The following is a 23,721-nucleotide window of genomic DNA, read 5'->3' on the forward strand; positions in this document are numbered from 1 at the left end:
CTTATGGAAGAATGCGGATTGCGCCCGATGCAGGGGCGCGCTCCTCATCGTCCCTTCCAGACGGGATCGCGTTTTTCCGCGAAGGCGCGGGCGCCTTCGAGCTGGTCCTCGCTGGAATAGAGAATGTCGACCGTGCGGAACTGCCGCCGGGTGATCTTGTTCATGGTCGTCTGGAAGGTCTCGCCCTCGGCGGCGCGCACCACTTCCTTGATGGCGGCGTAGACGAGCGGCGGGCCGCTTTCGAGCAGGCGCGCCAGCTCCCAGGCCCGGTCCAGCAGCCTGTCGGCCGGCAGGATCTCGTTGACGAAGCCCCAGCGGTGCGCCTCCTGCACGTCTAGCCAGCGGCCGGTGAGCAGCATGTCCATGGCGATGTGATAGGGGATGCGCTTCGGCAGCTTGATCGAGGCGGCATCGGCCACCGTGCCGGAGCGGATTTCCGGCAGCGCGAAGGTCGCGTGTTCGGCGGCGAGGATGAGGTCGGTGGAAAGCGCGATCTCGAGGCCGCCGCCGCAGCAGATGCCGTTGACGGCCGCGATGATCGGCTTGTTGAGGTCGCGCAGCTCCTGCATGCCGCCGAAACCGCCGACACCGTAGTCGCCATCGACCGCGTCGCCCGCGGCAGCGGCCTTCAGGTCCCATCCCGGACAGAAGAATTTTTCCCCCGCGCCGGTGATGATGGCGACGCGCAGGCTTTCGTCATCGCGGAAATCGGCGAAGATCTTGCCCATGATGCGGCTGGTCGCAAGGTCGATGGCGTTCGCCTTGGGGCGATCGATGGTGACTTCCAGGATGCCGCCTTCGCGGCGCTGTCTTATCGGTCCGGTCATGGGTTCTTCCTCAGACGGATCAGCGCGTCGGCCGCGACGACACCGTCGCCTTCCGGCAGCACCATTATGGGATTAACGTCCAGTTCTTCGACTATTGAAGCGTTTGAAACGACATAGGATGCCGCTGATGCGACGGCGGCGACGAGAGCATCGATATCGCCCTTCGGACCGCCGCGATAGCCGCCCAGCAGTTTTGCGATATTCAGGCCGGAGATCGCCTCGCGGATCGTCCTTTCGTCCGTCGGCAGGGTCAGGATCGCGGAATCTTCGAGCAGTTCGACGAGGATGCCGCCCGCGCCGATCGTCAGGACGGGGCCGGCGACCGGATCGCGCATGGCGCCGACGATGAGCTCGGCGACCGGTTTGCCCACCATCTTTTCGACGAGGAAGCCGGCGGCGACGCCGGCCATGGCGTTCGCGGCCTCCAGCACCGCCTCGCGGTTCGCGAGATTGAGCTTCACCGCCCCCGCCTCGGTCTTGTGCGCGACGCCAAGGCCCTTGAGCACGACCGGGAAGCCGAGCTCTTCGGCGGCGTCCGCGGCGGCCGCCGCCGTCTCGGCGGAAACCCCCTTCGGGACCGGCAGGCCATGGGCGGCGAGCGCCTGCTTGGCCGCGTGCTCGGTGAGGGTGACGGGCGCGCCTTCGCCGGCGGCGGCCTTGAGAAGCGGGGCGGATTGCGGTTTGGCCCAGGCCTCGCCGATGCCGGCGGCGGCATCGGCGGCGGCGAGCGCCTCCTCGATGCCGTAGAAGGGCACGACGCCGTTCCGCATCAGCATCTCGGCGGTCTCCTCCGGCATGTTTTCCGCCATGCTGGCGACGATGCCGGCATTCGCGCCGGAGGTTTTCGCGGCGTCGATGACGGCGTGGCAGGTGGTGATCCAATCCGCCGCATCGCAGCGGTCGAGGCGGGGGAAATCGAGCACGACGAGGTTGAGGCCGTAGCCGCCCTGCATCATCGTCGTGAAGGCTTCGGTCTGCTTCTCGCGGTTGCCCCAGACGAAGGTGTGGTAGTCGAGCGGGTTGGAGATCGTCACCATCTGGCCGAGCGTTTCGCGCAGCGGCTGGCGCTGGAAATCTTCGAGCGCGCGGTAGTTCACCTTCCGCTTCACCCCGGCATCGGCCATCAGCGAGGCCTCGCCCCCCGAGCAGCTCATCGAGGAGATGTCGTGGTTGGGCAGGGGGCCGGCGACATGCAGCAGCTTCAGCGTCTCCAGAAGCTCCGGCAGCGTCTCGACGCGGCCGATGCCGAGGCGGGCGAGGAGCGCCGAAGAGACGGCGTCGTTGCCGGCAAGCGAGGCGGTGTGCGAGACCGTCGCAAGCTGCGCCTGTTCCGACTTGCCGACCTTCAGCGTGACGACCGGCTTCTTCAGGTCGCGCGCGCGCTGGCCGAGGCGTTCCAGCGCTTCGAGGCTGTCGAAGCCCTCGATATGGAGGCCGACGGCGGTGACACGCGGGTCTTCGAGGACCGCGCAGGCGAGGTCGGCAAGGCCTGTCTGGGCCTGGTTGCCGGCGGTCAGGATATAGGCGAGCGGCAGGCCGCGCTGCTGCATGGAGATGTTGCAGGCGATGTTGGACGACTGGGTGAGGACGGCGACGCCCTTTTCGATGCGCAGCATGCCGTGCTGGTCCGGCCAGAGCAGCGCGCCGTCCAGCATGTTGATGAAGCCGTAGCAGTTCGGCCCGAGGATCGGCATGTCGCCGGCCGCGTCCACCAGCGCCTTCTGCAGGTCGTCGCCGTCGGAAAGTTCGCTGACGGCCTCGCGGAAACCGGAGGCGTAGCAGACGGCCCCGCCTGCGCCGCGGGCAGAGAGGTCGCGGATGATGCCGATGGTCAGCTCGCGGTTGACGCCGATGAAGGAGGCATCCGGTGCGCCCGGCAGGTCGGCGACGGAGCGGTAGCATTTGCGGCCGAGGATTTCGTCCTCGCGCGGGTGAACGGGCCAGATTTCGCCGGAAAAGCCCATCTTGTCGCATTGGTAGATGACCCGGCGGGCTTCCTTGCCGCCGAAGACGGCGATGGATTTCGGGCGGATGAGGCGGTCGAGGGAGCGGGTCACGAGGATACCCCCCTCTGCCCTGCCGGGCATCTCCCCCTCAAGGGGGGAGATTGGATGGGGGACCGTTTCACCCACCGCCGGCGTTGCCGATCAGGCGAGGTTTTCGCCTCCTGCCGATCTCCTCCCTTGAGGGGGAGATGCCCGGCAGGGCAGAGGGGGGTGATGCGGGCCACGCCTGCCATCCTCACGCCCCCAGCGGCCTGAGCAGGTCGCGGCTGATGATGTGCCGCTGGATTTCCGACGTGCCGTCCCAGATGCGCTCGACACGCGCATCGCGCCAGAAGCGGGCGAGGGGCAGGTCGTCCATCAGGCCCATGCCGCCAAAGATCTGGATCGCCTCGTCGGTGACGCGGGCGAGCATTTCCGTGGCGTAGACCTTTGCCGAGGCGATCTCGCGGTTCGACGGCAGGCCCTGGTCGAGGCGCCAGGCGGCCGACAGCGTCAGAAGGTCGGCGGCGTCGATCTCGGTGATCATGTCGGCGAGCTTGAAGGAGACGCCCTGGTTGGCGCCGATCGGCTTGCCGAACTGCTTTCGCTCGGCGGCGTAGTTGAGCGCGTAGTCGAAGGCGCGGCGGGCGCGGCCGACGGAGGTGGCGGCGACCGTCAGGCGCGTCGCGTAGAGCCAGTCGTTGGCGATGTCGAAACCCTTGTGCACCTCGCCGAGGATCTGGGCGGAGGGCAGGCGGCATTCGTCGAAATTGAGGATGCAGTTCTTGTAGCCGCGGTGCGAGACGGAATTGTAGCCGTCGCGGATCTCGAAGCCCGGCGTGCCGCGGTCGACGAGGAAGCAGGTGATCAGCTTCTTCTTGCCGCGCGGCGTGTCCTCCTCGCCGGTGGCGATGAAGACGATGACGAAATCGGCGATGTTGGCGTGGCTGATGAAGTGTTTGGTGCCGTTGACCACCCAGTCGTCGCCGTCCTTGCGGGCGAAACATTTCATGCCGCGCACGTCCGAGCCGGCATCCGGCTCGGTCATGGCGAGCGCGTCGAATTTCTCGCCGCTGACGGCGGGCAGCAGGTATTTTTCACGCTGCTCGTCGTTGCAGGCCATCAGGATGCCGGAGGGGCGGCCGAAGAAGACGGTCAGCGCCATGGAGCCGCGGCCGAGCTCGCGCTCGACGAGGGTGAAGGAGGTGTGGTCGAGACCGGCGCCGCCCACTTCCTCCGGCATGTTGCAGCCGAAGAAGCCGATCTCCTTGCACTTGCGGGCGATCTCCTGGCCGAGTTCCGGCGGCACATGGCCGGTGCGCTCGACCTCGTTTTCGTGCGGATAGATTTCCGTTTCGACGAAGGCGCGGACCGTGTCCACGATCATCTGCTGTTCGTCGGTCAATGCGAAATTCATGGAAAAGTCCTCCCGGTATTTCTTTTACGGGAGGCGCGTGTGGCTACCCCCCTCTGCCCTGCCGGGCATCTCCCCCTCAAGGGGGGAGATCGGTTGTGGCTTGCTCGTCGCTTCCCTCGAACCGCCGCCGTATGGGCGGCAGGCTTGCCCCCTGCCGATCTCCCCCCTTGAGGGGGAGATGCCCGGCAGGGCAGAGGGGGGTGGCGGCTCGCGCCGTCAGTTCTTTCTTTGCCCGACGCTGCGGCCTGCGCCGTCCGGCTTCGGCAGCCCGGCATGGGCTTCGGCGATCGGCGCGATCTTCGCCAGCACCTCGGCGGGCGCGTCGACGCTCTTGCCGGCCTTCGAATCGACATGCAGCACCATCTGCTCGGCCGTCGCGATGACGTCGCCCGTCGCCGCGTCGTGGATGCGGGTGAAGTAGTGCATGCGCTTGTTGTCGAAGGAGAGCAACTGGAGCGTCGTGTAGAGCGCCTGGCCGAGCTTGGCCTCGCCGAGATGGCGGATATGGGTCTCCACGGTGTAGTAGCTGTGGCCGGCCTCGACATAGGTGAAGTCGACGCCGACCAGCCGCAGCAGCGCGTCGGTCGTGTCGCCGAAGAGCTGGAGATAGCGGTGCTCGGTCATGTGGCCGTTGTAGTCGACCCAGGCGGCGTTGACCTTGGTGTCGACGAGGCGCAGCGGCTCGGTGGCGGAGACCTCGACCTTCGCCTTGCCGGCCTTCGCCCAGAGATGCGCCTCGAACTCGGCGAGCAGCTTGCCCGAACCCCAGCCGCGGCCTTCGTCGCCTGCCTTCAGCGCGTGCATGATGCCGACGAGGTTCTGGTCGCGGATGCGTTCCAGCTCGCGGATGCCGCGCGCGCCGGACTGGGCGTCCGACTGGCCGGCGATCTTTTCGACGAGTTCGTCGTCGAGGTCGACGACGTCGGTCAGCTTCGTCCAGGGCCAGGAGAGGCAGGGGCCGAACTGGGCGAGGAAGTGGCGCATGCCCGCTTCGCCGCCGGCGATGCGGTAGGTCTCGAACATGCCCATCTGCGCCCAGCGCATGCCGAACGAATAGCGGATCACGTCGTCGAGCGTCTCGGTGTCGCAGATGTCGTCCTTGATGAGCCAGAGGCCCTCGCGCCAGACGGCTTCCAGCAGGCGGTCGCCGACGAAGGCCTCGATCTCCTTGTTGATGATCACGCCCTTCATGCCGATCGGCGCGAGCTTGGCCCTGGCGTCTTCCAAGACGGCGCGCGACGTCTTCTGACCGCCGACGAGTTCGGCGAGCGGCAGCAGGTAGACGGGATTGTAGGGGTGCGCGACGAACAGGCGCTCGGGATGCTTCATGTCGCGCTGGAGGTCCGTCGGCATCAGGCCGGACGTCGAGGAGCCGATGAGGGCGTCGGGCTTTGCCGCCGCGTCGATCTTCGTCAGCACGCCGCGTTTCAGCTCCAGCCGCTCGGGCACGCTTTCCTGAATCCAGTCAGCGTCTTGCACGGCGTCTTCAAGGCTCTTGCAGAAGGTGATTTTTCCCTTCGGCGGCAGCGGGGCCATGGTGAGCATGCCATAGGCGCGCTCGGCATTGGCCATGACCTCGCCGATGATGCGCTCGGCTTCCGGATGCGGATCGAAGATGTTCACGTCGATGCCGGCCAGCGCGAAGCGGGCGACCCATGCGCCGCCGATGACGCCGCCGCCGACACAGGCTGCCTTGTTGATGGTGGTCATAGAGATGCTGCCTTCATAACTCTTGGTGTCCAGATGCGGCACCCCCCTCTGCCCTGCCGGGCATCTCCCCCTCAAGGGGGGAGATCGGATGGGGAGATGCCTTGCCCGCTACAGACGTTGCGGTTGAGACAAGGAACTTGCTTCTTGCCGATCTCCCCCTTGAGGGGGAGATGCCCGGCAGGGCAGAGGGGGGTAAACGCGTTGCGCCCTCGTGCCTCGTTCCCGTCAGCCGCGCGGTGCCCGCTTCGTAAGCTTCAGCTTCTCGCGCACCTCTGCCGGGCCGATGACCCGGGCCCCCATGCTCTCGATGATGTTGACCGCCTTGTCGACGAGCTGCGCATTGGTGGCGAGCTGGCCCTTGCCGACATAGAGGTTGTCCTCCAGGCCGACGCGGACATTGCCGCCGGCAAGCACCGCCGCGGCCGGATAGGCCATGGCGTTGCGGCCGATGGAGAAGGCCGAGAAGGTCCAGTTCGAGGGCACGTTGTTGACCATCGCCATGAAGGTGTTGAGGTCGTCGGGCGCGCCCCACGGAATGCCCATGCAGAGCTGGATGAGCACCGGATCCTCGATGACGCCTTCCTCTACGAGCTGCTTGGCGAACCAGAGATGGCCGGTGTCGAAGGCCTCGATCTCCGGACGCACGCCGAGATCGGTCATCATCCGGCCCATCGCGCGCAGCATGGACGGCGTGTTGGTCATCACGTAGTCGCCGAGCGAGAAGTTCATCGTGCCGCAATCGAGCGTACAGATTTCCGGCAGGCATTCGGCGACGTGGGAGACGCGCTCCGTCGCGCCGGCCATGTCGGTGCCGTTGGGATTGAGCGGCAGCGGCTGCTCGGTGTTGCCGAAGATCATGTCGCCGCCCATGCCGGCGGTGAGGTTCAGCACCACGTCGACTTCCGCGTCGCGGATGCGCTCGGTCACTTCACGGTAGAGGTCGTTGCGGCGGCTCGGCGCGCCGGTTTCCGGATCGCGCACATGGCAGTGCACGACGGCGGCGCCGGCCTTGGCGGCCTCGATCGCCGATTCGGCGATCTCTCTCGGCGAGCGCGGCACATGGGGGGATTTGCCGGCGGTGTCGCCGGAGCCGGTGACGGCGCAGGTGATGAAAACGTCGCGGTTCATCGCTAGGGGCATTGTCGTTCTCCCAGTATTCTCGTTGAAGCCATTACGAGCCAAGAGAAGGCGCAGTGCTTTCACTTTTCGGATCCATCCTTGACAATTCGGGAGACGGGATCACAGGATCGCCGCATGCTGGATCCCTCCTCCGAGACACTCGACATCGATATTCTCGTCCTGCCCGAGACGAACCTCATCCTCGTCGCCTCGGTCATCGAGCCCCTGCGCGCCGCCAACCGCATCTCCGGCCAGGACCTCTACCGCTGGCGGATTTTTTCGCCCGACGGCCTGGCGGTCGAAACGCGCAGTCGCATCCCCGTGCCCGTGGACGGTCCGTTCCGGCCGGAGCGGGAGACCCAGCCGCTTTTCGTGCTGTCGAGCTATCAATGGCAGATGAGTGCGACGCCTTTGTTGCGCCGCCAGCTCTCGCAGACCGCCCGCCACCGCATCGCCATGGCCGGCATCGAATCGGGTAGCTGGCTGCTTGCCGAGGCGAGCCTGCTCGACGGCCATTCCGTAACGATCCACTGGGAGGACATGGAAGAATTCGCCTCCGCCTATCCGCAGATCGACGTCGAGCGGCAGCGCTACGTCATCGACGGCAAGCGCATCACCACCGGCGGCTCCCTGCCGACGCTCGACCTGATGCTGGAGATCATCCGCCGCCGGCAGGGCTATTCGCTGGCGCTCGAAGTCTCGCGGCTCTTCATCTACGAGCACGAGCGCACCGGCGGCCTGCTGCAGGTGCCGGCGCTCGGCAACATGCGCGTTGCCGACCAGCGCGTCAGCCAGGCGGTGCGGCTGATGGAGGAGACGGTGGACGTGCCGCTCACCCTGACGCGGCTTGCAAAGCGCGTCGGCGTCAGCGCGCGCCATCTCCAGGACCTGTTCCAGGAGACGATGGGCGTCGCGCCGCACCAGCACTATCTTGCGCTCCGCCTCAATGCCGCCCGGCGCAAGGTCATCGAGACGAGGGCCGAGTTCGCCGACATCGCGGCGCTCACCGGCTTCAACTCCTCCTCCGCCTTCTCGCGCAGCTACCGGGCGCACTATCACGAGAGCCCGACGGAAACGCGCCGGCGGCTGAGGGCCGGGGCGAAGGGCTAGGTTTTCGTCAGGAGCGCGAGCATCGTCTCGGCGGCCTTGCGGGAAAGCGCGTCGCGCGGCCAGACGAGGCTCAGCGATTGCTGGTAGGCGTCATCGAGCGGCAGCAGCGTCGGCGGCGGATTGATGTTGGCGACGGAGTGCTCCGGCAGCACCGAGAGATGGCCGTGGTCGAGCACGAGGTTGATGATGACGGGGATCGAATCCACCTCGACCAGCGTCAGGCGGGTGCGCTCGGCGGGGGAAAGCGTCGCTTCGAGGAAGCGGTCGGTCATCTGCCGCAGGCCGCTGCGCGGGCTCGGCACGGCGATCGGGTACTGGCATAGCAGCGTGGCGAAATCCTGCTTTTCGGCGCTGTCCAGCCTGCGCGGGCCGGCAAGCGCCAGCCGGGAACGGCCGATCAGGCTGCCTTCGAATTCGGCGGGGTAGCGGTCGGTGTCGAGCAGGATCAGGTCGAAGCGGCGGTTTTTCAGGCCCGAGACCAGTTCGTCCGCCGTGGTGGAGGAGAGGAAGAGCGGCTGGCGGGGCCGCGCCGCGCGCCACGCCACGGCGAGGCGGGCGAGCATGGCGGCGATCTCGCTTTCATGGCCGAAGGGGATGATCGCGCCGAGCCGCCAGGTGGCGGCGCTGCGGCGGAACCGTTCGGCCGAGGCGGTGGAGAGGGACTCCCAGGCCGCGCCGATGCGTTCCGCGAGCGCCAGCGCTTCCAGGCCCGCGGGCGTGCAGGCGATGCCCGTCGCCGAACGCGCGAGGAGCTTGCAGCCGATCGCCGCCTCCAGATGGCTGAGCTGGCGGGTGAGCTGCGGCTGGCCGAGGCCGAGGGTCTTGGCGGCGCCGTTGATGCTGCCGGCGCGGGCCGTGGCGGCGAAGCGGGCGAGGGCGGCGAGCGAGACGGCCGGCCTCGTTTCCCCGCCTTTGCCGAGGGCGGCCAGTGCGGCGGCCGCTTCGGCGATTTCGGCAAAGCGCGGCAGGCGAGCCTCGGCATCGAGCGTCGGAACGAGCGCCTGCCCGTCGCGCCGCACCAGCGGCACCGAGAGCACGGCTTCGACCCGGCGCAGCGCCGCGCTGGCGCTGGAGGCGGGGCGCCCTTCCGCGGTCGCCGCCCTGCGGATGCCGCGTTCTTCGAGAATGCTGTGCACAAGGCGAAGCGTGGATAAATCCACGGGCGGCTCCTTCGGGTTTTCCCAACTGTTCGGTTCATAGCATGAACCGTACGGATTTTGGGATATGGGTTCGGGCCGCGTTCCGCATAACATCCGCATTCGGTTTATGCATTCCGGACAGGCGCTTTTGCCGGAATTGCTGTTCGAGACAGGCTTTTTGAAATGCTCGCTTCCGCCGACACGCTCTATCTGACCGGCCAGCCGCTCGATTTCGCGACGCTGGAGGCGATCGGCACGGCCGCGCGGCGGCCGGTGGCCTGCGAGATCGGCATGGGGCGTGTCGGCGCGTCGCGCCGCGTCATCACCGACCGCCTCGCCACGGGCCTGCCGATCTACGGCGCGAATACCGGCGTCGGCTCTATGAAGGACAAGCTCTGGACGGCCGACGACCTCATCGAGTTCAACAACAGCCTGGTGCGGGCCCACCATTTCGGCACCGGCGAACCGTTCACGCTGCCGATCGTGCGCAAGGCGATGGGCATTCGTGTCAACACCGCGCTCGGCGGCTATTCCGGCTGCAGCCCGGAGCTGATCGACGCCCTGCTCGGGCTGCTCGAACGGGATGTCGTGCCCGTCGTGCGCCGGCATGGCTCGATGGGTTGCGCCGATATCGGCCTGATGGGCCAGATCGCGGCGGTCCTGACCGGCGAGGGCGAGGCCTGGTACGGCGGCGAACGCCTGCCGGCCCTGGAGGCGCTGAAGCGCGCCGGCCTCCAGCCCTATCGCATGCAGCCGCGCGATGCGCTGGCCGCCCTCAGCGTCAATGCCATCTCGCATGCCGCGGCGGCCAATGTGGTGCGCGAGGCGGCGATGGCGATCCGCAATCTCATGGTGACGGGCGTTCTCTCCTCGCTGGCGCTCGGCGCCTCGGCCGATCCCTGGCGCGTGGCGGCACGGCTCTCGGCCCATGGCGAGGCGCTTGCCGGCACCTGGTTCGAGGCGCAGGCCGCCTCCGGCCATTGGCCGAAACCGTCGGCGATCCACGATCCGCTCAGCCTGCGCATGACCGCGCAGGTCTTCGGCGCCTGCCTCGATACGCTGATGAACGCCGCCGAGCGCATCGTCGAGGCGACGGCGCAGTCCGACGACAATCCGGTCGTGCTCGACAACCATGTCATGGCGTCCGGCGGCTCGCTGCCGCTCTCGACGACGCTCTATGTCGAGGCGGCGCAGACGGGTTTTGCCCATCTTGCCCGCAACGTGCTGAACCGCTGCGTGCTGCTTGCCAACGGCGTGCGCCGCAACCTGCCGGTCAACCTCGTGGCGCCCGGCGAGACGGCGACGGGCTTCGGGCCGCTGCTGAAGCTTGCGGTGGAGCTCTACATGCGCATCCAGTCGCTGGCGGTGCCGATCTCGGCGCAGTCCATCGTCGTCGCCGGCGGGCTGGAAGAGGAGGCGACCTTCCTGCCGCTGATCGTCGAGCGCATGGAGAGCCAGGTGCGGGACCTGCGCCAGCTCGCCGCCCTCGAAGCCATGCTCTCCGCCCAGGCGATCGACCTTGCCGGCGACAATGTCGAGGGCGTCGTCGCCATCGCCTACCGGCGCACGCGGGCGATCAGCCCGTTCTACCGCAAGGACCGGCCGCTTTCCGCCGAGATCGAGGCACTCGACCGCGATCTTGCCAGCCCCGAGGCGCTTGCCGCCTTCGTCGAGGCCGCGCCCATGGCGCAATTCGACGCCTTCTTCGCCCTCACAGCCTGACGGAGACAGACCATGGCCGATTTCGATCTCGTCCTGAAAGGCACCGTGGTTCTGGCGGATCGTATCGTCGACGGCGGCCATGTCGCGGTGCGTGACGGCAAGGTGGCGCATGTCGGCCAGGGAGCCATGCCGGCGGCGAAGGAACGGCACGACCTTTCGGGCGCGCTGATCCTGCCCGGCGCGATCGACGCGCAGGTGCATTCGCTGTCGCAGAAGAGCCAGGAGGATTTCATCTGGTCGACGCGCTCGGCGGCGGCCGGCGGCGTCACCACCATCGTCGACATGCCCTATGACGAGGGCAATCTCGTGTCATCGGCGGAAGCGGTGCGGCGCAAGGTGGACCATGCCGGGCCGCAGGCGCGCGTCGATTTCGCGCTCTACGGCACGGTCGATCCGCAGGAGGGGCCGGCGCGGATCGGCGAAATGGTCGAGGCGGGTGTCGCGGCCTTCAAGTTCTCCACCTTCGGCACGGATCCGAAGCGCTTTCCGCGCATCCCGGCGGCACTCCTTGAGGATTGTTTCCGCGCCATCGCCCCGACCGGTCTGACGGCCGGCGTGCACAACGAGGACGACGAGGCGGTGCGCGCCGCGATCGCCCGGGTGAGGGCGGCCGGCATCACGGATTACCGCGCCCATGGCCTGTCGCGCCCGCCGCTGACGGAGCTCATCGCCTCCAACCAGATCTACGAGACCGGCGCGGCAACCGGCTGCCCGGCCCATGTGGTGCATTGCTCGCTCGGCCGGGGCTACGAGATCGCTAGCGCCTATCGCGCGCAGGGTTTTCGGGCGACCATCGAGTGCTGCATCCACTACCTGACGCTCGACGAGGAGAACGACGTCGCGCGGCTCGGCGGCAAGGCGAAGATCAATCCGCCGATCCGCCCGCGCGCCGAGGTCGAAAAGCTCTGGCGGCATGTCGCCGCGGGCAATGTGACGCTCGTTTCCACCGACCATGTGAGCTGGTCGGAGGACCGAAAGTCCAATCCGGACATGCTGGCCAACGCCTCCGGCGTGCCGGGGCTGGAGGTCATGGTGCCGCTCTTCGTCAAGGGCGCGCTGGAGCGCGGCATTCCGCTGACGCGGGCGGCCGAGCTGATGGCGCTGAACCCCGCCCGGCATTTCCGGCTCGATCATGTGAAGGGCGCGCTCGAAGCGGACAAGGACGCGGACATCACCGTGCTGACGCCCGAGCCCTATAGCTATGACGCGGCGGCGAGCGGCCACAACGTCGTCGGCTGGTCGCCCTATAACGGCATTCGCCTGCCGTGGCGCGTCTCGGCGACCTGGCTGCGCGGCAGGCTCGCCTTCGACGGCAAACAGGTGCTCGCCGAACCCGGTTCCGGCGCCTTCGTGCGCCCGTTGCCGACGCTCGTTTCCGCAGGTGGTCGCTGATGGCGGCGCCGCGAATCAATCTGCCGGTCGATCCCGCCCGCATAGAGGATGTGATCGACGGGCTTGCCCGGCTCACCGAGCCCGGCCGGCCCTACACACGGCGTGCCTTTACCGCTCTGTTCCCGGCGGGGCGGGATTTTCTTGACCAGAGGTTTCGGGCGGCCGGGCTCGAAACGCGCATCGACGCCGCGGGCAATCTCATCGCCCGGCGGCCGGGCAGGAAACCGGGTCTCGGCACGATCATGCTCGGTTCCCATTCCGATACGGTGCCGGATGGCGGGCGTTACGACGGCATTGCCGGCGTGGCGGTGGCGCTGGAAGTCGCCCGCGCCATTGCCGACCAGGGGATCGAACTCGACCATGACCTGGAGGTCGTCGATTTCCTTGCCGAGGAAGTGTCGATCTTCGGCGTCTCCTGCATCGGCAGCCGTGGCATGGCCGGCGTCCTGCCGGCGGACTGGCTGGCGCGCGAGAGCAGCGGCCTGACGCTGGAGCAGGGCATTCGCGATGCCGGCGGCGATCCGGCGCGCCTGCAGGCGGAGGCGCGCCGGGACATCGCGGCCTTCCTCGAACTGCATATCGAGCAGGGGCCGGTGCTGGAAACGGAGAAACTGGATATCGGCGTGGTGACGGCGATTTCAGGCATCACGCGCATCGAGATCATCGTCGAGGGCCGGGCGGACCATGCCGGCACGACGCCGATGGGCGCGCGCGCCGATGCGCTGGCGGCCGCCGCGCGGCTGGTAACGGGCATCGAGGCGCTGGCGAAGTCGCTCTCGGAAGGGCCGGGGCATTTCACGGCGACCGTCGGCGAATTCTCCATCGCGCCGAACGCGGCCAATGTCGTGCCGTCGCGCGCGCGCCTGTTGATCGACGCGCGGGCCGAGCACCGCACCACGATGGATGTTTTTGCCGCCTCCGTCGAGCAGATGGCGGAGCAGCTCGCACGGGAGACCGGCACGCTCATCGCGCCGCCGCGCCGCCTCTCCGACAACATGCCGACGCCCGGCGATCCGCTGCTGCTCGATGTACTGGACGCAGCCTGCGAGATGGCCGGCGCGCGCCATCGCCGCATGGCCTCCGGCGCCGGGCATGACACGGCCTTCCTGGCGAAGGTGACGCGGGCGGCGATGATCTTCGTGCCCTGCCTCGGCGGGCGCAGCCATGCGCCGGAGGAGTTCGCCGAGACGGACGATATCGCGCTCGGCGCGGCGGTGCTTTTTAACGCGGTGATTCAACTGGATAAGACATTGAGTCAGGAGGACGACCGATGGGCCGGATCTTAAAGGAAAAAGACGTCGAGGCGGCGGTCAAGGGCGGCTCGGTCTATGCCGCCGGCGGCGGGGGCTGGGCGGACCATGGCCGCATGCTCGGCTATGCCGCCGTCTCGATCGGCAAGCCGGAGCTGGTATCCATCGATGAATTGTCCGATGACGACTGGGTGGCGACCGCCGCCGCCATCGGCGCGCCGGCCTCGACCACGCCCTGGGAAATGCGCGGCGTCGATTATGTGAAGGCGGTGGAGCTTCTGCAGGACGCGCTCGGCGAGAAGGTCGCGGCGCTGATGGTCGGGCAGAACGGCAAGTCCTCGACGCTCAACGGCTGGCTGCCCGCGGCGATCCTCGGCACGAAGGTGCTCGACGCTGTCGGCGACATGCGGGCGCATCCGACCGGGGATATGGGGTCGATCGGCATGGCGGGCTCGCCCGAGCAGATGATCCAGACCGCCGTCGGAGGAAACCGCGACGAGAACCGCTATATCGAGCTCGTCGTGCGCGGCGCGACCGCGAAGGTCTCGCCGATCCTGCGCACGGCCTCCGACATGTCCGGCGGCTTCATCGCCTCCTGCCGCAATCCGCTGCGCGCCTCCTATGTGCGCAGGAACGCGGCGCTCGGCGGCATCTCGCTGGCCCTGGAACTCGGCGAGGCGATCATTGCCGCCGAGGGCAAGGGCGGTGCGGCGATCATCGACGCCATCGTCAGGACGACGGGCGGCTCGATCCTCGCAGAGGGTGTCATCACGGACAAGTCGGTGGTCTACACCAAGGAAGCCTTCGACATCGGCACGGTGACGGTCGGCAGGGGGAACGATGCCTCCGTGCTGCATGTGATGAACGAATACATGGCGGTGGAATCGGCGGGCGGCAAGCGCCTCGCCACGTTCCCCGACGTCATCACCACGCTCTCGCCCGAGGGCGAGCCGCTCAGCGTCGGCCAGCTTGAGGTTGGCATGACGGTCTTCGTCTTGCATGTGCCGAAGACGATCATCCCGCTCGCCTCCAGCGTGCTCGACCCGACCGTCTATCCCTCCGTCGAGAAGGCGATGGGGATCGAGCTGGTGCGGTATGCGCTTGGCGGCTGATGCAGGCTGCCCCTCACCCTAACCCTCTCCCCGCAAGCGGGGAGAGGGGACTTGCCCACGAACGGGTACTGATTGGGGAAATCGGCGCGGCATATTCCTTCGCCCCGTTTACGGGGAGAAGGTGCCGAGGCGGATGAGGGGCCGCGCCCCACGAACGAACAGGAGACGACCATGCCCAAGCCCAATCTGCGCCATCCGAACCATCCGATCCCGAGCGGCGACGTTTTGCGCGCGAAGGGCTGGCGGCAGGAGGCGCTGCTGCGGCTCCTCGAGAACGTTCTGTCGGTCGGTGAGGATCCGGACAATCTCATCGTCTATGCCGCGCTCGGCAAGGCGGCGCGCAACTGGGCGGCGCACAGGGCCATCGTCAAGGCGCTGACGGAGATGGACGAGGACCAGACGCTCATCATCCAGTCCGGCAAGCCGGTCGGCCTGCTGAAGACCCATGCCAAGGCGCCGCTCGTCATCATGGCGAATTGCAACATCGTCGGGCAATGGGCGAAGGCCGAGGTTTTCTACGAGCTCCAGCGCAAGGGGCTGATCTGCTGGGGGGGCCTCACGGCCGGGGCCTGGCAGTATATCGGCAGCCAGGGCGTCATCCAGGGCACCTACGAGATCTTCATGCGCATCGCGGAGAAGCGCTTCGGCGGCAGCCTCGCCGGCCGCTTCATCCTGACGGCCGGCCTCGGCGGCATGGGCGGGGCGCAGCCGCTCGCCGGGCGCATGGCGGGGGCGGCCATCCTGTGCGTCGATATCGATCCGGCGCGCGCGGCGGCGCGCAAGGCCGTCGGCTATCTGGAGCATGTCGCGCCGGATCTCGATACGGCGCTCGGGATGATCGGCCAAGCCGTGAAGGAGAAGCGCGCGACCTCGATCGGGCTCGTCGGCAATGCGGCGGAAATCTACCCGGAAATCGCCCGGCGCGGCATCGTGCCCGACATCGTCACCGACCAGACCTCGGCGCACGATCTCGTCTACGGCTATGTGCCGAAGGGCATGAGCCTCGACCAGGTGCGGGGCCTGCGCGACGACGGGCAGGGGCAGTTGATGGCGGCGAGCCGCGCCTCCATCGTCGAGCATGTCTCGGCCATGCTGGAATTCCAGAGGCAGGGCGCCGAGGTGTTCGACAACGGCAATCTGATCCGCACGCAGGCGCGGGAAGGGGGCGTCGCCAATGCCTTCGACATCCCGATCTTCACCGAGGCCTATCTGCGGCCGCTCTTCGCACGGGCCATCGGGCCGTTCCGCTGGATGGCGCTGTCCGGCGCGGAGAGCGACATCGCGCGGATCGACGACCTCGTCGTGGAGATGTTCCCGGACAACGGGATCGTCACCAACTGGATCCGGCTGGCACGGGAAAACGTGCCCTTCGAGGGCCTGCCGGCGCGCATCGCCTGGCTCGGCCACGGCGAGCGCACGGCGCTGGCGCTGGCGGTCAACCGGCTGGTGGCGGCCGGCGAACTCAAGGGGCCGGTCGCCTTTTCGCGCGACCATCTCGATGCCGGGGCCATGGCGCACCCGAACATCATGACCGAGCGCATGAAAGACGGCTCGGACGCCATTGCCGACTGGCCGTTGCTGGACGCCATGCTGCTCTCCTCCTCCATGGCCGATCTCGTCGTCATCCATTCGGGCGGCGGTGGTTATGCGGGCTATATGACGAGCTGCGGCGTGACGCTCGTCGCCGACGGCACGGCGGACGGTGCGGAACGGCTGGAGCACGCCTTGACGAACGACACGTCGCTCGGCGTCATCCGCTATGCCGATGCCGGTTATGACGAATCGCTCGACGAGATCGCGAAGAAGGGCATCGGCTACGTGACGGTGGGCTGATTGCGGCGAGGGGCGATGCTGTTCAAGGCGGACGTGCTTGAAAGGATCGGCAGGGGCGAGGTGACGCTCGCCTTCCGCCGCTGGTTGAAGCCGACGGTCAGGGCCGGCGGCACGCTGCGCACCGCCGCGGGCGTGCTCGCCATCGACAGTGTCGCGGCCGCGGATATTAACACCGTTCCCGACGCGGATGTGCGGGCGGCCGGTTATGCCGCGCGGGCCGACCTGCTCGGCGACCTCCGGCCGGAGGGGCAGCTTTACCGGATCGCCTTCCATGTCGCGGGCAGGGACCCGCGGGAAAGCCTGCGTGAAAACGATACGGTCGGTCCGTCCGATATCGCCGCGCTGGACGCCCGGCTGGACGCGCTCGACCGCACGGCACCGTGGACGTGCGCGGTGCTCGCGATGATCGGGGAAAGGGACGGGCGCACCGCCGCCGACATGGCCGAACGGCTCGGCGTGGAGAAGCTGGCGCTCAAGCGGAAGATCCGGCAGCTCAAGGAACTGGGGCTGACGGAGAGCCTTGCCGTCGGCTACCGGCTTTAGCCGCGCGGACACGCTTTCGTGAAGGCGAGCCGGCGGGAATCGTGATGCGGGCGGGGCTAACTCCCTGAAATGTCGGTGATGCCGTAAACGTTGCATTTAACATTTCGCGGTAATCTTCCGTTAGTAATTCCGTCCATGTGTCGAAAGGGCGGGGCTTCGGTTTGTTTTGCGTGCGGGTGCCTATGCGTCTTTCGGTCCTTACAACGGTCCTCCTTGCCTGTGCCGCCATGACGGGGTGTGCGTCGAGCTCCAACCCCGTGTCGGCGCTCGCCATCAAGCCGTCCGCGGAGACCACCGCCTCGGTTTCGAAGGCGAGCGGCCCCGTGCCGGAAGTCGCCGTCGGCGAGAGCAAGGTGACGGCGGACGGCGCGGAGATGCTCGCCTGGGCCGGCCCGGCGGCGGGAACCCACGTCTTCGAGAGCGTGACCCAGCAATCGGCCATTCCCGCCGAGCGACCGGCGGAGGCCGCGACGGCGGAGGAGCCCGCGTCCGAAGGCGGCTCGCGGAAGCGCTCGCGCGTCTACAGCCAGCAGTTCCGCGATGCCAAGCCGATCAATTTCGGCAAGCGCGCGCCCCAGCATTATCAGGTGCACGGCGTCGACGTGTCGCGCTGGCAGGGCGACATCGACTGGACGAAGCTGCGCATGCAGGGCGCCAACTTCGCCTTCATCAAGGCGACGGATGGCGGCGACCATCTCGATCCGATGTTCCAGAAGAACTGGCGCAAGGCCAAGGAAGCCGGCATCAAGCGCGGTGCCTATCACTTCTTCTACTGGTGCCGCGCCGCAAGCTCGCAGGCCGAATGGTTCATCCGCAACGTGCCGAAGGATCCCGACGCGCTGCCGCCGGTCATCGATGCGGAATACAACGGTGAATCGCGCTGCAAGAAGCGCCTGACGCGCGCCCAGTATGTCGAGAAGATCCGCGTCTTCTCCGAGATGCTGGAACGCCATTACGGCAAGCGGCCGATCATCTATACGGCGCCGGATTTCTACGAGGACAATCTTTCCGGCGAGCTGACGAACCATCCGTTCTGGCTGCGCTCGGTCGCCGCCCATCCGTCCAAGCGCTATCCGAACCGCCGCTGGGTGTTCTGGCAGTATTCCGGCTCGGGCCTGTCGCACGGCGTCACCGGCAAGATCGACCTCAACGTCTTCTACGGCAGCGTGAACGACTGGCACAACTGGCTTGCCGGCCAGCGCTCGGCCAGCCGCGACTGATTGTCGACGACGGCAGGCGGATGAGCCGGACGATCTATCTCCGCTTCTGCGGATAGATCGTCTCGCCGCGCTTCAGCATCTCCACGAAGGTCTCGATCTTCCGCCTGCGGCCGGCCTCGGTCTTCATCGTGTGGACGCGGAAGGCGAAGGCGAAGCGGTTCTGCTCCGTGAGCCTGCCGAGCATCGCCCTTGCGGCCGGCTCGGCGTCGATCGCGGCCTGCAGGTCCGGCGGGATCTTCATGTCCTTGCCGCTGCCATAGGCCTTGTCCCAGCGGCCGTCCGCCTTGGCGGCTTCCACCTGTTTCAGGCCGTGTTCGGTCATTCGCCCGTCCTTAATCAGCCGGCCCACCGTCTCGACGTTCTTCTTGCTCCATACGCTCTTCCTGCCCCGCGGGCTGTAGCGCTGGAAAAAGCTCTTCTCGTCGAGCCCCTTGCGGATGCCGTCGATCCAGCCCCAGCAGAGCACAACCTCGATCGCCTCTTCGGGATTGATGGAGGCAAGGCCGGAGGCGCGCTTGTGGATCCTTATCCAGACCTCGGGCGCCGCGGCGTGGTTTTCCGCCAGCCAGCGATAGAATTCTTCCTGCCCGGGAAATTCGCGGACATGGGCAGGGTTGATTTCCACAGGTGCCATCGTGTTTCCCCCGTTTTCCGGTGAGCCGTGTCCTTCGTGCACTGGCCGCCCGGCCGGGCAGGGACTAATGCCGAAGAAGTGATCCCGATGTTTCTTGCCAGCCCGCCCGCGGTTTGGCTAGCCATCTGACAAACCTTCCTTTTCTTCCCAAGGAGATCGTAAAGAGAATGCCTACGGTGTGCACATTGTCGCGCAGAGCCTTTTTCCTGGGCGCCGCCGCGACGCTTGCGGGATGCGCAACCACGGAAACGTCGGTCAGGAATGCCCCGGTTCCGCAGAAGGTCAGCTATCCGATCGTGCCGGCGAGCGACGAGGAGCTGGCCGCGCGCTATGCCGCCGTCGAGGATGGCGGCCATCTCATCCCCGCCATTCCCTACCGGGAAATCGATCCGAAATACTATCGCCAGCGCGTGAAGGACCCGACCGGCGAGACGCCGGGCACGGTGGTCGTCGATACGCCCGGCCGCTTCCTCTACGTGGTGGAGCCGGGCGGCACGGCGATGCGCTACGGCGTCGGCATCGGCCGCGAGGGTTTCGCCTGGGAAGGCGAGGGCATCATCCACTGGCGCCAGCCCTGGCCGCGCTGGAAGGTGCCGGCCGACATGATCGCGCGCACGCCGAGCCTTGCCAGGTATTCCGTCGAGAACGGCGGCATGGAGCCGGGCATCAAGAACCCGCTCGGCGCGCGGGCGCTCTACATCTTCCAGAACGGCAAGGACACGCTCTACCGCCTGCATGGCTCGCCGGAGTGGAAGTCGATCGGCAAGGCGACCTCGTCCGGCTGCGTGCGGCTGATCAACCAGGATGTGCTCGACCTCTACAAGCGCGTGCCCTATCACGCCCGCATCGTCGTGCATCAGGGGGCGATGGCGTCCGTCTGAACCTAAGTGACGGTCTCTCCGCCGTCGACCACGAGAATCTGGCCGGTCATGTAGCTTGACCGGTCGGAGACGAGGAAGAGGATCGGTTCGGCGATCTCCTCCACATCCGCCCAGCGCCCCATCGGCACCTTTTCCCTTATATAGCCTTCGATCGCCTCGCGCCCGCCCATCTGGCTGATGAACGGGGCGTTGAAGGGCGTGTCCACCCAGCCCGGGCAGAGCGCGTTGACGCGGATGCCGTGGCGGGCATAGTCGCCGGCCATCTGCCTGGTCATGGCGATGACGGCGTGTTTCGTCGTCGTATAGGCGATCATCTCGCGGTCGTAGAGCACGCCGGAGGAGGAGGCCGTGTTGAGGATGACGCCCTTGCCCTGCGCCCTCATGGCTGGCATGACGAGGCGGGCGGCGATCAGGTGCGCGCGTACGTTGAGGTTCCAGGAGAGGTCGAGCCCGTCGAGCGGCACGCTTTCCAGATCGCCGGCGACCTGCGCGCCGGCATGGTTGTGCAGGATATCGATGCGGCCGTGGCGCGACAGCACGGACGCGACCGCCATTTTCAGTTCCACGTCGTCGGTGACGTCGACGATGACGGCTTCGGCCTTGCCGCCGTCGGCGCGGATGAAATCGACGGTCTCGGCCGCGCGTGCCTCGTCGCGGTCGGCGACGCAGACCGTGGCGCCCTCGCGCGCCATGATGCGCGCGCCGGCCCGGCCGATGCCGGAGCCCGCTCCGGTGACGATGGCGACACGGTTCTTCAGGATCATCGGTCTTACTCTCCGGCAGGCGATTTTCGGGTTTTCTCCCGCATCAGCAGGCGGGCGATGAGGATCAGGAGCAGCGAGGCGACCAGCACCATCGTCGCGATGGCGTTCACTTCCGGCGTCACGCCGCGGCGGATCGAGGCGAAGACGTAGATCGGCAGCGTCGTCTTGGAGCCCGCGACGAAGAAGGCCACGATGAAATCATCAAAAGAGAAGGTGAAGGCGAGGAGGAAGCCGGCCAGCACCGAGGGCAGGATCTGCGGCAGCACGATATCGCGGAAGGTGGTGAGCGGCGTCGCGTAGAGATCGGCCGAGGCCTCGACGATGTCGCGCCCGAGCGTCGCGATGCGCGCCTTCACGATCATGGTGACGAGCGCCATGGTGAAAAGGCCGTGCGCGGCGATGATCGAGCCGTAGCCGAGGCCGAGCTGCGGCGGCCTTTCGCCGGGCCAGATGGCGGCGATCGCCGGGTTGATCGCGCCGAAGACGGCGACGAGGGCGACGAGCGTCGCGATGCCGATGACGACGCCTGGCACGACGATGGCGGCGGCGAGCAGGCCGTCAAAGACCGCGCGGGCGCGGCTGCCCAGCCGTTCGAGGCCGAGCGCGGCCATGGTGCCGAAGACGGCGGCGAGCGTGGCGCTGACGAGGGCGATGATCAGGCTGTTCTGCAAGGCCGTGATGAGGAACGGATTGGCGAGCGCCTTGCCGTACCATTCGACGGAAAAGCCGGTGAACTCGCTCGCATTGCGCCCCGCATTGAAGGAGAACAGCACGACGAGCGCGATCGGCGCGTAGAGGAAGAGATAGACGGCGGTGATCAGCGCGCGCATCAGACGAGGTCCACCTGTCTCGTGCCGGAAATCCGCCAGGCGATGCGCATGGCGACCGTCAGCACCACGACGACGATGGCGACCAGCGTGACGGCGATGGCCGAGCCGAAGGGCCAGTTGCGCGACTGCAGGAAGAGATCGACCAGCGCATTGCCGATGAAGAAGACCTTGCCGCCGCCGAGGAGCTGCGGGATGAGATATTCGCCGAGCAGCAGGATGGTGACGAGCGCGACGCCCGTCATCACGCCGGGCAGCGACAGCGGCAGGGTGACGGAGAAGAAGGTCGACAGGGGCTTTGCGCCGAGGTCGGCGGAGGCTTCGAGCAGGCGGCGGTCGAGCTTTTCGAGGCTGACATAGATCGGCATGATCATCAGCGGCAGGTAGCCGTAGACGATGCCGAGCAGAACGGCGCCCGGCGTGTTGAGCAGGCGCACGTCGGCAATACCGATCATGTCGAGCAGATTGGGAATGCCGCGCGAGCCGAGGATGTACATCCAGGCATAGGTGCGCACGAGCAGGCTCGTCCAGAACGGCACGACGACCAGCGAGACGAGCAGCAGCCGATGGCGCGGGCTCGCCTTGACGGCGAGGTAATAGGCCGTCGGATAGGCGACGAGAAGGCACAGGAAGGCGCCGGCGGGCGCCAGCATGAGGGTGTTCCAATAGGCGGCGGACCGGGCCGGCAGGTTGGCATATTGCGCGAAGGTGAACGCCGCTTGGTAGCCGCCCGCCGGCCCCCGCTCGCCGACGGAGAAGACCAGCATGGCGATGAAGGGCAGCACGAGGAAGACGAACAGCCAGGCGGAGGCCGGCGCCAGCAGCGCCGCCGTCACCAGCCGTCTCTTCGTCGTCATCGTCAGGGGCATTGCGGTTGATCCTGTTGCGTATTGGTGGGTTGCCCCTCATCCGGCCTGCCGGCCACCTTCTCCCCACAGGCGGGGAGAAGGAAATGTGTGGCTGCGTCCCGTTCCCTCTCGAAGGGAATGATGCGGTGCCGCGTACCCCTTCGCCCCGCCTGCGGGGAGAAGGTGGCGGCAGCCGGATGAGGGGCTTTCCGCTAAGCCGACTTGAACCGCGCCATCAGCTCCGCCCGCGCCGGGTCCGTCAGCGTCACGGCGGCGCCGAATTCGAGCGGGGTCAGGGCGGCCTCGTCCGGGTAGACGATCCTGTTGCCGGTGATTTCGGCCGGCAGCAGCGAGAGCACGCGGCTGTCCGTCGTCGGCGCGCCGTTGGCGATGTGCTCCTTCACCGCGTTCTGCGGGTCCATCAGGAAGTTGAGCAGGGCGTAGCCGGCCGGCTTGTTGGCCGCGCTCGTCGGCACCGCGTAGAAATCCGACCAGATCTCGCCGCCGTCGGAGCCGAGCGCGAACTGGATTTCCGGAATGTCGCGGTTGAGCTGCGCGCCGTCATTCGTCCAGCACATGGTCATCCAGGCGTCGGAGGCGCGCATGGAGGGCTGGTAGTCGCTGTTGATGGCGTAGAGATGCGGCTTGACCCTGATCAGCAGTTCCTCGGCCTTGGCCAGTTCCTCGGGCTTGACCGAATTGAAGGAGAAGCCGAGCGAGACGAGGGCGTTGCCGATCGTGGTGAGCTGGTAGTCGTGCACCATGGCCCGTCCGTCCGCCTCGGTCATGGCGACCTCGAAGAATTCCTTCCAGCTCGTCACCTTCGCCTTCACCTTGTCGGCATTGACGGCGATGCCCGTCGTGCCCCAGTTCTTCGGCAGCGCATAGATCTTGCCGTCGACCGTGCCCTCGTTGGTGAAGCGGGTGTTCTGGGTGCCGGGGTCGAAGTTCGGCACCTTGGCAAGGTCGAGCGGGTCGATCAGGCCGAGGCCGGCATAGGTGGAGATCGTGTAGTTGGTCGGCACGAAGAGATCCCAGCCGGTGCCGCCGGCCTGGAGCTTGGCCAGCATCTCCTCGTTCGAGCCGAAGACGTTGACCTCGACGGCGACACCCGTCGCGGCGGTGAAGGCCTCGAAGGTCGCCGGATCGTGGTAGTTCGGCCAGGTGGCGAGCGACATGGCGGAGCCGAGGTCTTCCTGGGCGTGTGCCTCGCCGGTGAAGAGCCCGGGCTGGCGCGCCAGCACGGCGGCGGCAAGGCCGAGGCCGGTGACGGCGAGGAAGTGGCGGCGCGTGACGGAGCCGCGCTTCAGCCGCATGAATTCGTCCGTCAATTCCCGAGCGCTGATCGGGGCATTCTCTCTGAACCATTTCGACATGATGCTGTTCCC

The 23,721-nt window shown here is 67.3% G+C and carries 20 protein-coding genes; 9 read left to right on the forward strand and 11 right to left on the reverse strand.

The genetic code is table 11. From position 1 onward, the window contains the following. Window positions 1-44 precede the first annotated feature (44 nt). The 5 genes from EV665_RS01430 to bcoG all read right to left on the reverse strand — a co-directional run bounded on the left by EV665_RS01430 (window position 45) and on the right by bcoG (window position 7,079). Complete coding sequence (locus tag EV665_RS01430; RefSeq protein ID WP_133032820.1) at window positions 45-827, reverse strand: carnitinyl-CoA dehydratase; 783 nt, start codon at window positions 825-827, stop codon at window positions 45-47. After that, window positions 824-2,914: an acetate--CoA ligase family protein gene (locus EV665_RS01435; protein ID WP_133032821.1), complete on the reverse strand. Its 2,091-nt coding sequence runs from the start codon at window positions 2,912-2,914 to the stop codon at window positions 824-826. The genes EV665_RS01430 and EV665_RS01435 overlap by 4 nt, the downstream gene beginning before the upstream one ends. Window positions 2,915-3,068: 154 nt before the next feature. Then, window positions 3,069-4,229 (reverse strand): acyl-CoA dehydrogenase family protein, encoded by a 1,161-nt coding sequence (locus EV665_RS01445; RefSeq protein ID WP_133032822.1) that lies wholly within the window; start codon window positions 4,227-4,229, stop codon window positions 3,069-3,071. 216 nt (window positions 4,230-4,445) lie between these two features. Beyond that, window positions 4,446-5,939, reverse strand: coding sequence for a carnitine 3-dehydrogenase (locus EV665_RS01455; RefSeq protein ID WP_133032823.1), 1,494 nt, complete (start codon window positions 5,937-5,939; stop codon window positions 4,446-4,448). A 225-nt stretch (window positions 5,940-6,164) separates the two neighbouring features. Then, a complete protein-coding gene (gene bcoG, locus EV665_RS01465) occupies window positions 6,165-7,079 on the reverse strand; it encodes a 3-dehydrocarnitine:acetyl-CoA trimethylamine transferase BcoG (protein ID WP_064330626.1) in 915 nt (304 codons plus the stop codon). Window positions 7,080-7,193: 114 nt separating this feature from the next. Here bcoG and EV665_RS01470 point away from each other — a divergent pair, with 114 nt between their 5' ends. Beyond that, the gene (locus EV665_RS01470) at window positions 7,194-8,168 is read left to right on the forward strand and encodes a GlxA family transcriptional regulator (protein WP_162852939.1); all 975 of its coding nucleotides are present in this window, start codon (window positions 7,194-7,196) and stop codon (window positions 8,166-8,168) included. Here EV665_RS01470 and EV665_RS01475 read toward each other — a convergent pair. Beyond that, window positions 8,165-9,328, reverse strand: a complete 1,164-nt coding sequence (locus tag EV665_RS01475) for a LysR family transcriptional regulator (protein WP_162852940.1) — start codon at window positions 9,326-9,328, stop codon at window positions 8,165-8,167. The genes EV665_RS01470 and EV665_RS01475 overlap by 4 nt on opposite strands. A 162-nt stretch (window positions 9,329-9,490) precedes the next feature. On the opposite strand from EV665_RS01475, the gene EV665_RS01480 reads away from it, so the two are divergent. From EV665_RS01480 to EV665_RS01510, 7 genes are all read left to right on the forward strand, one after another. Further along, window positions 9,491-11,029, forward strand: coding sequence for an aromatic amino acid lyase (locus EV665_RS01480; protein WP_133032825.1), 1,539 nt, complete (start codon window positions 9,491-9,493; stop codon window positions 11,027-11,029). Between the two features lie 12 nt (window positions 11,030-11,041). Continuing rightward, entirely contained in the window at window positions 11,042-12,421 is a 1,380-nt protein-coding gene (locus EV665_RS01485) for a dihydroorotase (protein WP_133032826.1), read from the forward strand. Then, a complete protein-coding gene (locus EV665_RS01490; RefSeq protein WP_133032827.1) occupies window positions 12,421-13,707 on the forward strand; it encodes a Zn-dependent hydrolase in 1,287 nt (428 codons plus the stop codon). The genes EV665_RS01485 and EV665_RS01490 overlap by 1 nt, the downstream gene beginning before the upstream one ends. Beyond that, window positions 13,692-14,783 (forward strand): thiohydantoin desulfurase, encoded by a 1,092-nt coding sequence (locus EV665_RS01495; protein WP_133032828.1) that lies wholly within the window; start codon window positions 13,692-13,694, stop codon window positions 14,781-14,783. The genes EV665_RS01490 and EV665_RS01495 overlap by 16 nt, the downstream gene beginning before the upstream one ends. A gap of 171 nt (window positions 14,784-14,954) precedes the next feature. Next, window positions 14,955-16,616, forward strand: a complete 1,662-nt coding sequence (locus EV665_RS01500; protein WP_133032829.1) for a thiourocanate hydratase — start codon at window positions 14,955-14,957, stop codon at window positions 16,614-16,616. 15 nt (window positions 16,617-16,631) lie between these two features. Then, window positions 16,632-17,159 carry a helix-turn-helix transcriptional regulator gene (locus tag EV665_RS01505; protein ID WP_133032830.1) on the forward strand — a complete coding sequence of 176 codons (528 nt, stop codon included), beginning with the start codon at window positions 16,632-16,634 and terminating at the stop codon, window positions 17,157-17,159. A gap of 182 nt (window positions 17,160-17,341) precedes the next feature. Next, window positions 17,342-18,379 (forward strand): glycoside hydrolase family 25 protein, encoded by a 1,038-nt coding sequence (locus EV665_RS01510; RefSeq protein WP_064330618.1) that lies wholly within the window; start codon window positions 17,342-17,344, stop codon window positions 18,377-18,379. A 34-nt stretch (window positions 18,380-18,413) separates the two neighbouring features. Here EV665_RS01510 and EV665_RS01515 read toward each other — a convergent pair whose 3' ends face one another. Continuing rightward, window positions 18,414-19,013, reverse strand: a complete 600-nt coding sequence (locus EV665_RS01515; protein ID WP_133032831.1) for a YdeI/OmpD-associated family protein — start codon at window positions 19,011-19,013, stop codon at window positions 18,414-18,416. Between the two features lie 167 nt (window positions 19,014-19,180). Between EV665_RS01515 and EV665_RS01520 the strand changes: the two genes are divergently transcribed. Continuing rightward, window positions 19,181-19,894, forward strand: coding sequence for a L,D-transpeptidase (locus tag EV665_RS01520; RefSeq protein ID WP_064330616.1), 714 nt, complete (start codon window positions 19,181-19,183; stop codon window positions 19,892-19,894). A 2-nt stretch (window positions 19,895-19,896) separates the two neighbouring features. Here the strand turns inward: EV665_RS01520 and EV665_RS01525 are convergent, their stop codons facing one another. The 4 genes from EV665_RS01525 to EV665_RS01540 form a co-directional block, all read right to left on the reverse strand. Beyond that, window positions 19,897-20,658 (reverse strand): SDR family NAD(P)-dependent oxidoreductase, encoded by a 762-nt coding sequence (locus EV665_RS01525; RefSeq protein WP_064330615.1) that lies wholly within the window; start codon window positions 20,656-20,658, stop codon window positions 19,897-19,899. Window positions 20,659-20,663: 5 nt separating this feature from the next. Further along, window positions 20,664-21,488, reverse strand: a complete 825-nt coding sequence (locus tag EV665_RS01530; protein WP_133032832.1) for an ABC transporter permease — start codon at window positions 21,486-21,488, stop codon at window positions 20,664-20,666. After that, entirely contained in the window at window positions 21,488-22,354 is an 867-nt protein-coding gene (locus EV665_RS01535) for an ABC transporter permease (RefSeq protein WP_133032833.1), read from the reverse strand. Before EV665_RS01535 ends, EV665_RS01530 begins: the two co-directional genes overlap by 1 nt. A 191-nt stretch (window positions 22,355-22,545) precedes the next feature. Then, window positions 22,546-23,709, reverse strand: a complete 1,164-nt coding sequence (locus tag EV665_RS01540; RefSeq protein WP_133032834.1) for a polyamine ABC transporter substrate-binding protein — start codon at window positions 23,707-23,709, stop codon at window positions 22,546-22,548. Window positions 23,710-23,721 lie beyond the last annotated feature (12 nt).

The organism is Shinella granuli, assembly GCF_004341885.1.
GTDB classification, from domain to species: Bacteria; Pseudomonadota; Alphaproteobacteria; order Rhizobiales; family Rhizobiaceae; genus Shinella; species Shinella granuli.

Excerpts from the sequence above, each read along its gene's own strand:
- EV665_RS01495 (WP_133032828.1), top strand. The coding sequence starts at position 13,692 with ATGGGCCGGATCTTAAAGGAAAAAGACGTCGAGGCGGCGGTCAAGGGC.
- EV665_RS01505 (WP_133032830.1), top strand. The coding sequence starts at position 16,632 with ATGCTGTTCAAGGCGGACGTGCTTGAAAGGATCGGCAGGGGCGAGGTG.
- EV665_RS01535 (WP_133032833.1), bottom strand. The coding sequence starts at position 22,354 with ATGCCCCTGACGATGACGACGAAGAGACGGCTGGTGACGGCGGCGCTG.
- EV665_RS01510 (WP_064330618.1), top strand. The coding sequence starts at position 17,342 with ATGCGTCTTTCGGTCCTTACAACGGTCCTCCTTGCCTGTGCCGCCATG.
- EV665_RS01500 (WP_133032829.1), top strand. The coding sequence starts at position 14,955 with ATGCCCAAGCCCAATCTGCGCCATCCGAACCATCCGATCCCGAGCGGC.
- bcoG (WP_064330626.1), bottom strand. The coding sequence starts at position 7,079 with ATGCCCCTAGCGATGAACCGCGACGTTTTCATCACCTGCGCCGTCACC.
- EV665_RS01445 (WP_133032822.1), bottom strand. The coding sequence starts at position 4,229 with ATGAATTTCGCATTGACCGACGAACAGCAGATGATCGTGGACACGGTC.
- EV665_RS01525 (WP_064330615.1), bottom strand. The coding sequence starts at position 20,658 with ATGATCCTGAAGAACCGTGTCGCCATCGTCACCGGAGCGGGCTCCGGC.
- EV665_RS01540 (WP_133032834.1), bottom strand. The coding sequence starts at position 23,709 with ATGTCGAAATGGTTCAGAGAGAATGCCCCGATCAGCGCTCGGGAATTG.
- EV665_RS01455 (WP_133032823.1), bottom strand. The coding sequence starts at position 5,939 with ATGACCACCATCAACAAGGCAGCCTGTGTCGGCGGCGGCGTCATCGGC.
- EV665_RS01480 (WP_133032825.1), top strand. The coding sequence starts at position 9,491 with ATGCTCGCTTCCGCCGACACGCTCTATCTGACCGGCCAGCCGCTCGAT.
- EV665_RS01530 (WP_133032832.1), bottom strand. The coding sequence starts at position 21,488 with ATGCGCGCGCTGATCACCGCCGTCTATCTCTTCCTCTACGCGCCGATC.
- EV665_RS01435 (WP_133032821.1), bottom strand. The coding sequence starts at position 2,914 with ATGCCCGGCAGGGCAGAGGGGGGTATCCTCGTGACCCGCTCCCTCGAC.
- EV665_RS01430 (WP_133032820.1), bottom strand. The coding sequence starts at position 827 with ATGACCGGACCGATAAGACAGCGCCGCGAAGGCGGCATCCTGGAAGTC.
- EV665_RS01515 (WP_133032831.1), bottom strand. The coding sequence starts at position 19,013 with ATGGCACCTGTGGAAATCAACCCTGCCCATGTCCGCGAATTTCCCGGG.
- EV665_RS01470 (WP_162852939.1), top strand. The coding sequence starts at position 7,194 with ATGCTGGATCCCTCCTCCGAGACACTCGACATCGATATTCTCGTCCTG.
- EV665_RS01490 (WP_133032827.1), top strand. The coding sequence starts at position 12,421 with ATGGCGGCGCCGCGAATCAATCTGCCGGTCGATCCCGCCCGCATAGAG.
- EV665_RS01520 (WP_064330616.1), top strand. The coding sequence starts at position 19,181 with ATGCCTACGGTGTGCACATTGTCGCGCAGAGCCTTTTTCCTGGGCGCC.
- EV665_RS01485 (WP_133032826.1), top strand. The coding sequence starts at position 11,042 with ATGGCCGATTTCGATCTCGTCCTGAAAGGCACCGTGGTTCTGGCGGAT.